Raw genomic sequence first — 10,712 nt, 5'->3', positions numbered from 1 at the left:
GTTTCTTTTAATCTATTTGTAGTCAATTAAATACCTTCAGACTACATCAAATATACAAAAAACAGATTAAACATGCAAATTATATTCAAAATCCGGGGCATACAGAGGACTTTATTTGTAATGATATGGAAAGTTTCCGGGTAATATTCCCCTATCACTCAGCAAAATAGAACAAACCAGCAGATAAATATAAAATAAGTTTGAATATTTCACCTAAACACCGTATATTTGGCGTCAATAACTAAACTAGATTTATATGTTCAACAGGGCTATTACAATTTTCCTGGGGAAGGATAATTGTCATTACACAACAAAAGAAAAACAAACAGGTACTGCCACACTAGACGACAAAAGCCAAGTACAGTTCCTTAGTAAAAAGAACCCCAAAATGCCGTTTTTCTATAGTCGGCGGAATCTCTACATGATAGGTTTCCTGCTCGCTTTTATAGTGACTCTGCTCGAATTTATGCGAGGACGGCATCAAAACTTTATGGTCTTCTCAGACGCTACTCAATTCTTCTGGCAAGGCATCAGCCCATACACAACCGAATTTGTAGAAGCTCACGGACGCTACTTCCTTTATTCTCCTGTTTTCACGGTATTGTTCGCTCCGTTTGCGTATCTGCCTGCATGGCTGGGACCTTTCGCGTGGAATCTATTCAATTATTCATTGTTCTTTGTGGCGATCTTCACGCTGCCCCAACAATTCACCCAGCAACAGAAATGCCGTATGTTCCTTTTTCTGTTACTGATTTTAGGACAAAGTTTACTTTCATTTCAGTATAACATAACGGTAGCCTATTTATTCTTATTCGCCTATACGTTATTGGAAAAAGACCGTGGATTTCTGGCTGTTCTGTTAATCATGATTTCGGGATGTACCAAAGTATATGGAATTTTCGAACTGGCATTGTTGCTGTGCTATCCTCACGTATGGCGTAACTTTGGCTATGCCGTTGCAATGGGCATTGTATTGCTTACGTTACCGTTAATCAAAATAGCTCCTGCAGATTTGCTCCCCTATTATGAAGAATGGTGCCATAGTCTTGCTGTTCATCAATCCGCCGGAGCTTATGATTCATTTTTCTATGCCCGCCCCATTGCAGCATGGACATTGCCACACTTCCGTGCACTTCAGATAGGAATGCTCGGTCTACTGACTCTGCTCTTTTTGGGGAATTTCCACAAATGGTCGTCTTTTGCCTTCCGTGCCCAAGCTTTGGGCATTCTCATGGGCTGGGTAGTATTACTGAGTGACTCCGCCGAGAAACATACCTATATTATCGCATTGGCAGGTTTCATGCTCTGGTATTGGAGCAGGCCAACACGTACCGCAACAGACAAGATTCTATTTTGGTGCTGTTTTGTGCTGTTATGCATCGTTCCTATCGACATATTCGTCCCTGTTCCCATCAGAGATTTCATTACCAGGACCTTATGGCTTCATGTATGGGTTTTCTTTATTGTATGGATACGGATGATATGGCTTACCTTCCTTGCATCCTTCATTCATCCACGTGCCACAAATGTTCTTTCAGATTAACGCATCCGTTAGCTTTGAAAGAAACTTCTTCTGCCAGCAAGAGTTGTTTTTGTTCCACCCAACCGGGTACCAGCCTTCCGGTGGAATTTACAACTCTATGGCAAGGAATGGATAATTCATCCGGCACTTCTTTCAATGCACGCCCCACCATCCGCGAACATTGGGGGGCACCCAAAAGCAAAGCAATACCTCCATAGGTAGATACTTTTCCCACAGGTATCTGGGATACGACTTCGTACACTTCCTTCCGAAAGGATTCGGAAAAACTCTCTTTATCTACTTTATAATCTTTCATATATCCCTCTTTACGATCTCAATGAAATCATCCTTTCCTTTTCAGGAAGTCTGTCGGGCTCTCTCCGAACTGCTCTTTATAGCACTTGGTGAAATAAGAAGGTGAACTGAAACCGACTTCATAACCAATCTCCGCTACGGTCATGTCCGAAGAAGCAAGCAAAGAAGCTGCCTTCTTCAAACGGGCGATACGGAGCAATTCATTCGGAGAGTAGTTAGTCAACGATTTAATCTTGCGGTAAAGCTGCACACGGCTTAGTCCCATATCCTTGCCCAAGTCCTCCACATTCAAACCGGAGTCTCCCATTTTCTCTTCAATCAATGACTTGAATCTTTCTACAAAATCCTTGTCCATATCGCAAACATCTTCCTTCGCCAATGTCTGCCCGTCACCAAAGAACTGTTTCAGACGACGGTGAGAATCGATCAGGTTGCGGACACGTGCCAGCAACAGTTGTGAACTGAACGGCTTTGAAATATAAGAATCGGCACCACCGTCATATCCCTGAATACGCTGTTCGTCCAGTGAACACGCCGTCAGCAGAATAACCGGAATATGACAGGTCTGTAACTCACTTTTCAGCCGGCGGCAACATTCAATGCCATCAATGCCCGGCATCATCACATCGGAAATAATCAGGTCAGGAACATACTTCATAGCCTTACGGATTCCTTCGGAGCCGTCTGCCGCTTCAATCACCGTATAGTCTGTATGCAACAGCGTATGGACATACGAACGGATATCCTCATTATCATCAATAATCAGTACGGACGATTTGGAAGAGTCATATCCTTTTTCCAGTTCTTCCTCTTCCGCCAATAGAACATCTGTTGTACGGGAATCCGCAGAAACAAGGGTGGTATCCGGTTCGGCAGCAACAGCCTCGCAAGACTGTACAGGCAGTTCAACGGTAAAGACCGTACCCTGTTTCTCATCGCTCTCTACAGAGATCGTACCACCATGCATTTCTACGAAGGCTTTTACCAATGCCAGTCCGATTCCCGAACCGGTATGGTGCATATCGATCTTATAGAAACGGTCGAATACATTGCGGATATGTTCGGCAGAAATCATAGAACCGGTATTTGCCACCGTGAAACGTATCCATCGCTTGTCCTCTTTACAAAGGGAAGACAGACGAACGGCAATTCTTCCATTTTCCGGTGTAAACTTAAAGGCATTGGACAGGAGATTGAAATAAATACGTTCCAGCTTCTCCATGTCTGCCAGTGTATGATAATCCGTATCCGGCATACTATCAAAAGAAAAATGGATATGCTTCTTACGGGCTGCCGCCTGAAAAGACTCATTCCATCCTTCGAAAGAAGAAAGGACATCCACCGTAACCGGAGTATATTCCATCTTGCCATTTTCATATTTACGGAAATCCAGAATCTGATTGACCAGACGCAGAAGAATGTTCACATTCCGCTGAATCAGCATGAGCATCCGGTGCTGATCTCCGCTCAGTGTCTTGTCCGCCAACAAATGTTCTACCGGATCGGCAACCAATGTCAACGGAGTACGGAAGTCGTGAGAAATATTGGTGAAGAATACCAGCTTGGCATGAGTAGCTTCTTCCAGTTGATGAGAAAGTTGTATCAATTGGTCACGCTGTTCTTCCAGTTTGTCACGTTGCTCTTCCAATTGTTGCTTCTGCTTAAAAAGTTCTTTATTCAAGCGATTCTTTGAGCGGAGTGATTTATAAACGACCAATAATAAGCCGGCTACCAATAAAAGGATAATCAGACTGCCGTATAAAACGACCTGTTGTGTAGCTACCTGAGAGAGATAGCCACCGATACGTCCGTTGAGCGTTTCAATCTTTTTGTCGAGTTCGGAAATGTGTGTGGTCTGCAACTGCATGACGTGTGCGTTGGTACGGTCCACAACAGCGGTATTCATCACCGTTTCTTTGGGATAGGGTTTCTTCTCCAGAATATCCATAGCCAGTTGCAGTACCTTATCACCATTGGTCGGATAGATAAAGGTAGCATCCAGCACACTGTCCAGAACCAGCTCCAGCCCGTTTCCCTTACCCGGCAAGGCATCTATGCCGACAAAAATCATTTCCTTCTCCCGCCCTGCCATCTTTGCTGCCTGATAGGCACCCGGAGCGATACGATCATTATGGGCATACACAGCATCAATCTTAGGATGCCTCCGAAGCATACTATCCATTTCTATCTCTGCCGGACCACGTTCCCAAGCAGCATCCGCTTTATCAATCAGCTTTATATCCGGGAATTTACTGATGGCAGCCATAAATCCCTGATGCCGTTCCATTGCAGGAGTCGAACCGCTCAATCCTGTCAGTTCTACTATATTTCCCTTCCCTTTCAGACTGGAGGCAATATAGTTTCCTACCGAACGACCGATTTCATAATTATCGGCTCCGATATAGGCAGTATATTTATCCGAAAGAATCTTCCGGTCTACAAGAATAACGGGGATGCCTTTCTGATAAGCTTCTTCTACAATCGGAGTCATAGGAGCAGCTTCGTTAGCGGAAATAATCAGCAGATCGACTCCTTCGTCCATAAAATAATGGACATCTTCCGCCTGCTTAGTGTTATCATCCCCTGCCGAACGGATTTCCACCGAAACACCATTATAAAACATCGCTTCCCGAAGAATCTCATCATTCATCTTATGTCGCCATGAATCATCGCTGCATTGAGCCACCCCAATACGAAAACGGGGTGTATCCTGCCGGCAAGCCGTCATCCCGGTTAAACAAAACAGCACCAGCATCCACTTCAGATATCTCATCGTCTTCATCCATCTCATCATTTCGTAGTTCTTTCTGTAATCCAATTAAGAACAAAAATAAGAAATAATACTGTAAAGTTCTCTAACTTCAGCTATTTATTATTCTAAAAAGAAGGAAAGCAGTCCTCTTTCAGACCATCGGAAAGTATTAACAAAAGTATAAAGCGTAAAACAAACACTTAATCAATGTTATAAAACATAGCGTTTTACTTGGATAATTTGCAGATTTCACAGAAGTCCGTATCTTTGTACTGTGTTTTTCATAGTATTAGATTTAAGGTTAACAAAGGTTGGAGCAAGGCGTTGCTCCTTTTTTTATGCCCTGACCTTTCATCTACCGGTTAGTTTTCATCCCATTCCTTTTCCAGTTTACCATCAATAGTGTAGCGTTTCCATCGTCCTACACGGCGACCATTCTTATATTCCCCACATTCACGAAGCTGGTCATTCTTTACATAACGAGCTTCGAACGGTCCGTTCTGCCTTCCGTTCACATAGGTAGAAGTTTCCCAATAATCAAAGCGGTTGCTCACTATCAGCCGTCGTTCCTTGCCATGCAATCTGCCGGCCTGATAGGTAGCTTCATATCTCAATTCACCATTTTCCAAATTATATTCACGGTATAAACCGTCTTTACGATCGTTCTTCATATAATATTCTTTCTGCCTTACCCCACTTCCGTTGGCAAATGAGACATGGAGTCCATCTTCTTTTCCATCCAGATAGGTTTCAATCATCAGCGTATCGCCGCTTTCAGCAAAAGTAGTCCAACGACCATTCTTCTTTCCATTCTTATAACTACCCAGTATACGTGGCGAGCCAAACGTAAACACGGACGAATATTCACCGTCCTGAAAACCTTCTTCATTGAAATAAACGGTCTCATACAAATCATATGTACCTTTCAGAAAAGTATACTGTTTGCCTACCTGCTTCCCGTCCTTGTAATTATGCTCTTTCCGCAAAGTACCGTCAGATTCGTACGACAGTTGCTTCCCGTGCTCTTTCCCCATCCGGAAGTTTCTTTCACTTTCCACTTTTCCGGTAGTAAAGTAACTTTTGCTCGTACCGTCCAGCTTACCTTCCTTATAGGACTTTTCTTCTTTCAGCTTACCGTCAAACTTGGAGTTAATCTTGAAGAGACCATCCTTCCGTCCTTCTTTATAACTTCCTTCTGTTATTAATATATTGTCTACATATTCTTTGTATCCGCCATCATAGAAACCATCTTTAAAAGATGCCAGCACATAGGCGGAATGATAACCATCTATGATGCGATGTTCGCCATTCAATGCTTTTTCCGTTTTCAGTTCCTGAAACAACAGTCTGCCATCGCCTACATTGACAACGGATACCTGATCGATCTTATATTCCTTTTGCGCAAACAAAGGAAGAGCAAGATATAAAAACAAAAATACGTTCCAGCTTTTTGATCTGAGGAAGTTTGAAATGTGTTTCATAAAGTAGTTTTCTCTTTTTGATTTATTATTTAAAGACCTGCCGCAAAGATAGGCAATCGGCTTATAAAACAAGGAAAGAAAGAGGGGGACAATTAGAGAAAAGAACATCTGTTATTATCATTCTAATAATTAACAGATTAAGTAGTAAATCAAAACACAGGGAAGGGGGATATTTACTGAAATAAGAAACAGAAAAGAAGATGTGTCAAAAGTAACTAAATTTCCCTCCTTCAGGAAGGAGGGGTGGCTGAAAGCCGGGGTGGTAGGTATATTTCACAGTTGAATATCAATAGCTTATGTATTCACCTACCACCTCCCCCTACGAGTACTCCTCCTTCCCGAAGGAGGAGAGTTTAGTTACTTTTGACACACCTGCTTTTTGTATTTAAAGAGATTCTACAACAATCTGTCTTTCAGAACAACCGGAAGTTCGGGCATTGCACCGCTCTGCGTACAAACATAAGCGGAAACTTCGACAGCCAGCTTATGAGCTTCGGGAACAGACTTGCCATTCAGAATGGAAGCACAGAAAGCGGCAGTAAAGGAATCCCCCGCTCCTACCGTATCGGCTACCGGAACCTTCGGCGTTTCCTGAAAAGAAACGACTCCCGGAGTAAACACATAACTACCATTGATACCGCAAGTAAGAATCAACATTTTCAGATTGTACTTGGCCAACAGAATCCAGCACTTATCCTGTAAGTCGATGCCCGGATAACCGAACATACGGCTGATTGTCACCAGTTCTTCATCGTTTATCTTCAGAATGTTGCAGCGTTTGAAAGACTCGCGCAATACTTCTTTCGTGTAGAAGTCCTGACGGAGGTTGATGTCGAATATCTTCAGCTGTCCGTCTATATCGGGCATTGTATCGAGGAATCGGTTAATTGTAGCACGGCTCACTTCATTGCGTTGAGCCAACGAACCGAAACAAACGGCGCGCGTATTCAAAGCCAGCCGCTTCAGTTCGTCCGTGAAAGGAATGTTATCCCATGCCACTCCTTCTTTGATTTCGTAGCAAGGCACCCCTTCGTCATCCAGTGTCACCTGCACCGTACCGGTAGGATAATCCACCCGCTCAATCTGATTTTTGAGTTGCTTTTCTTTGAATACTTCCATGATTTCATCTCCCAGTTCGTCATTGCCCACCGCACTTACTACACGGCTGTCGAAACCAAACTGTGAAACATGATAAGCGAAATTAGCCGGAGCACCGCCTATCTTCTTTCCTTCGGGCAATACATCCCATAATGCTTCGCCCATTCCTACAATTATATTATTCATGATCTACAGATTTAATTGTTTTCCAAATATAAAATTATTTTTTGATACGGAAGGTATAGAACAGCAAGTAAAGTACACCGACTGTCATCACAGCAATCGCACCATTCTGCCCCATAGAAGTATCCGAAGCAACTCCCATAGCCAACGGGAAAACGGTTCCTCCGAAGAGTCCCATAATCATCAGACCGGAAACTTCGTTTTTCTTTCCCGGCAGATAAAGCAATGCCTGCGAGAAAATAACAGAGAACACATTCGAGTTACCAAAACCGATCAGAGCGATACAAGTGTAAATCACCGCCTTATCATGGAAGATGAACAACCCTACCATAGCAGCCAGCATCATAACAACACTGATACCGAAGAAAGATTTCGGAGACATCTGACGCAGGATGAATGATCCCAGAAAACAGCCTGCCGTACGGAAGATAAAATAGAGGCTGGTTGCAAAAGCAGCATCATCCAGTGTCATGCCGATGCGTTCCATCAGAATCTTAGGTGCAGTAGTGTTTGTACCGACGTCGATACCTACGTGACACATGATTCCGATAAAGCAAAGCAGGATAAACGGTTTGCCGAGCAATGCCAGGCACTGTCCGAAAGTGGAAGGTTTGCCTTCTTCCTTCTCTTCTTCAATCTGTGTCGCGTTGAGCAACAGAATGGCAAGGATGGCTATTACCATATAAATAGGGAATAATACACGCCATCCCAGATCGAAAGAAGGAATCGCCTGCGTTGCCCCCCACATGGCAATGTACGGTGCTAGGAAAGAAGCGATCGCTTTCACGAATTGTCCGAAGGTGAGGCTGCTTGCCAGACGGTCACCACGAACGATGTTGGAAAGAAGCGGGTTCAGTGAAGTCTGCATCAGTGCGTTTCCAATACCTAACAGGGAAAAAGAAATCAGCATCAGTGCGTAACTGTCCCCGAAGACAGGCAACAGTAAAGAAGCAAAAGTCACGATCAAACTTAGTAACACGGTTTTCTTCTGACCGATACGGCTCATCAGCATACCTGTCGGTACGGAGAAAATCAGAAACCAGAAGAACACCAATGAAGGGAAGATGTTTGCTTGTGAGTCTGTCAGACCCAGGTCTGCTTTTACATAATTGGAGGCAATGCCCACCAGATCAACGAATCCCATGGCGAAGAAACAAAGCATCACCGGGACTAGCTTGGAGAGAGAAGCGTTTTTAGTATTTTCCATTGTTTTATCTATTATAATTTCGTATATTAGCACAGTAATTATTTTCCTTTCCTATTGATCCTTTTTCTTTTAGCCTCCTATTTTCTTTGCTTATCACGGCTGTGAACAGACCGTATCACAAGGGTGATAAGGCCTTATCACAGTAATGAACAGATCGTATCACGTAGGTGAAACGCTATCTATCTCCCATACATAAGGAGAACATAAAGGCATGTTAACGCAAGGATAAAGGTATGTTAGCGTGAATTAAAAAGAGCGCAGGGAGAAGAAAGTCGTTTTTTATTTCTTCAGTTTGTAAACCACGAATGAATCTACTTTATAGGCACCGCCTTTGCTGTAGAAGCTGATATGATTGTAAGGTTCCGAAGGGAATACCTGATTGGTCATAGCGAAGCGTCCACCGTCACCGAAAGCCTCTACACTTGATCTGTCTACAAACAGGCGGAGTTTCATTTCATCCTTATCCCCTTCAATCGCAGTCCAAGTCAGCATCGGGAAGTTTTCGTTGAAATTTACCTCGCCACTCTTGCGACGGTCCATCGAGAATTTCTTCTCTTTCATGTCGTACTGCATGTCTACTTCTTCGCCCTTGTCATTGTAGAGACGGAAACCGATGATTTCTGCCTGCTGATTCTTGAGGGACAGTTCTATTTCGTAAGCACCTTCATTGTTCGGAATCAAATCTTTCACGATACGTGTTCCGTTAACCTTGAATGAGCGCTTTTTGGAAACACCACGCAGTTTCAGTAATTCGGGAGAAGGAGCGGATTGAAGATAAATCCCACCGTCGATGGCAAAGAGACTCAAATCACGAGGGATGGAGTTCGGACTACGGTATTGAGAAGTTGGCACGTCATTTGCATATTGCCAGTTGCTCATCCATGCAATGGCGATACGGCGGTTGTCGGGGGCATCGCTCCAAGTAACTGTAGCATAATGGTCTTTTCCCCAGTCCATCCATTTTGTGACATTCGGCTGATTGTCACAACTAAATTTCTTGCCGTCGAAGCTACCGATAAAGTATTGAGTAGCGGAGTCACCGAAAGGACCGTCACCAAGGCTGCAAAGCAATACCCATTTCTTTTCGTTGGTGCCCTCTACCGGAAGTTCGAATAAATCGGGGCATTCCCATACGTTGCCGTGAGCACCGTATCCTTCGCCGAAGCTGCTTTCAAATGCCCAGTCTTTCAGATTGGGAGAAGAGAAAATCTGCATTTCCTGTCCCACTGCGAGCACCATGATCCAGCGTTTTGTTGCTTCGTACCAAAAAACTTTCGGGTCGCGGAAGTCACGAGCTTCGGATACAAGTACGGGGTTGTTTTCGTATTTGGTGAAAGTGCGTCCGTTGTCAGTGCTATAAGCGATGCTTTGTACCTGACGGTCGCTGTTTTGTGTATAAATGGCGATGATTGCGCCTGCTCCGAAGCCGGCTGTATTGTTATGATCTACCACGGCAGAGCCGCTGAAGATAGTACCGAGCGCATCCGGTGCTATCGCAACGGTGCGGTGTTCCCAGTTTACGAGGTCTTTGCTGATAGCGTGTCCCCAGTTCATGTTTCCCCATTTGGAGCCATAAGGGTTGTACTGGTAAAAAAGATGGTATTCACCGTCTTTATAGACCATTCCGTTCGGGTCGTTCATCCATCCGTAAAGGGGAGAGAAGTGATAGGTCGGACGAAACTTTTCACGGTTGGTCGTATCGAAGGTGTCGGAGAGTTTCATTTCCTTGCAGCAAGCGGTATTATCCGGCGAAAGATTGACACGGATCGGATCGTTGGAGTTCATCTTGAACTTGAAAGAGACCGTTTTGCCGGAAAAGTCGGAAAGGTCTACCGGAACAAAGTAATCTACTTTATGTATGGCGAGACGCACGTCGAAGTTTTTCACCTCTTTATTATTAACGATCATGCTGATACGTACATCGGGAGACGCATCCTCTACGGGCAGAAGCAGGTACTTCTGGGAAGTATTGACACGTACAAGGCAATGACCTTCTCCCAGATTCTTAATCAGCAAAGGAGAATCCGCCGCTCGGGTTGAAACAGAAATAGTCATGAGAATAAAACAAATCAGAAAGGTCTGAAGTTGTTTGACAGGCAAAAATACATTCATGTTCTATGGTATTAAGGTTGTTATACTTTTGATAGTTGTTAC

7 protein-coding genes are annotated in these 10,712 nt (G+C 43.9%); 1 reads left to right on the top strand and 6 read right to left on the bottom strand.

What is annotated here, in order from left to right; translation table 11 throughout:
- Nucleotides 1-388: 388 nt before the first annotated feature.
- Nucleotides 389-1,543 carry a glycosyltransferase family 87 protein gene (locus KTR07_RS19195; RefSeq protein ID WP_117981689.1) on the top strand — a complete coding sequence of 385 codons (1,155 nt, stop codon included), beginning with the start codon at nucleotides 389-391 and terminating at the stop codon, nucleotides 1,541-1,543.
- Here KTR07_RS19195 and KTR07_RS19190 read toward each other — a convergent pair.
- The 6 genes from KTR07_RS19190 to KTR07_RS19165 all read right to left on the bottom strand — a co-directional run bounded on the left by KTR07_RS19190 (nucleotide 1,506) and on the right by KTR07_RS19165 (nucleotide 10,670).
- The gene (locus KTR07_RS19190; protein WP_008763293.1) at nucleotides 1,506-1,838 is read right to left on the bottom strand and encodes an MGMT family protein; all 333 of its coding nucleotides are present in this window, start codon (nucleotides 1,836-1,838) and stop codon (nucleotides 1,506-1,508) included. The two genes, KTR07_RS19195 and KTR07_RS19190, sit on opposite strands and share 38 nt — an antisense overlap.
- A 27-nt stretch (nucleotides 1,839-1,865) precedes the next feature.
- Nucleotides 1,866-4,610: a substrate-binding domain-containing protein gene (locus tag KTR07_RS19185; RefSeq protein WP_316242788.1), complete on the bottom strand. Its 2,745-nt coding sequence runs from the start codon at nucleotides 4,608-4,610 to the stop codon at nucleotides 1,866-1,868.
- A 341-nt stretch (nucleotides 4,611-4,951) separates the two neighbouring features.
- Nucleotides 4,952-6,178, bottom strand: coding sequence for a toxin-antitoxin system YwqK family antitoxin (locus tag KTR07_RS19180; protein ID WP_117981687.1), 1,227 nt, complete (start codon nucleotides 6,176-6,178; stop codon nucleotides 4,952-4,954).
- Between the two features lie 288 nt (nucleotides 6,179-6,466).
- Nucleotides 6,467-7,354 (bottom strand): carbohydrate kinase, encoded by an 888-nt coding sequence (locus tag KTR07_RS19175; protein WP_008763290.1) that lies wholly within the window; start codon nucleotides 7,352-7,354, stop codon nucleotides 6,467-6,469.
- 34 nt (nucleotides 7,355-7,388) lie between these two features.
- Nucleotides 7,389-8,558, bottom strand: a complete 1,170-nt coding sequence (locus KTR07_RS19170) for a sugar MFS transporter (RefSeq protein WP_048698289.1) — start codon at nucleotides 8,556-8,558, stop codon at nucleotides 7,389-7,391.
- A 279-nt stretch (nucleotides 8,559-8,837) separates the two neighbouring features.
- Nucleotides 8,838-10,670 carry a DUF4980 domain-containing protein gene (locus tag KTR07_RS19165; protein WP_061473514.1) on the bottom strand — a complete coding sequence of 611 codons (1,833 nt, stop codon included), beginning with the start codon at nucleotides 10,668-10,670 and terminating at the stop codon, nucleotides 8,838-8,840.
- Nucleotides 10,671-10,712: the final 42 nt, after the last annotated feature.

The organism is Bacteroides sp. MSK.20.82 (assembly GCF_019052485.1).
GTDB classification, from domain to species: Bacteria; Bacteroidota; Bacteroidia; order Bacteroidales; family Bacteroidaceae; genus Bacteroides; species Bacteroides thetaiotaomicron.
Note: the sequence above shows the minus strand (reverse complement) of the source record. Positions and strands in the feature narration are given on the sequence as shown.

Coding starts and splice junctions, on each gene's coding strand:
- KTR07_RS19195 (WP_117981689.1), top strand. CDS start 389: ATGCCGTTTTTCTATAGTCGGCGGAATCTCTACATGATAGGTTTCCTG.
- KTR07_RS19190 (WP_008763293.1), bottom strand. CDS start 1,838: ATGAAAGATTATAAAGTAGATAAAGAGAGTTTTTCCGAATCCTTTCGG.
- KTR07_RS19185 (WP_316242788.1), bottom strand. CDS start 4,610: ATGAGATATCTGAAGTGGATGCTGGTGCTGTTTTGTTTAACCGGGATG.
- KTR07_RS19180 (WP_117981687.1), bottom strand. CDS start 6,178: ATGTTCTTTTCTCTAATTGTCCCCCTCTTTCTTTCCTTGTTTTATAAG.
- KTR07_RS19175 (WP_008763290.1), bottom strand. CDS start 7,354: ATGAATAATATAATTGTAGGAATGGGCGAAGCATTATGGGATGTATTG.
- KTR07_RS19170 (WP_048698289.1), bottom strand. CDS start 8,558: ATGGAAAATACTAAAAACGCTTCTCTCTCCAAGCTAGTCCCGGTGATG.
- KTR07_RS19165 (WP_061473514.1), bottom strand. CDS start 10,670: ATGAATGTATTTTTGCCTGTCAAACAACTTCAGACCTTTCTGATTTGT.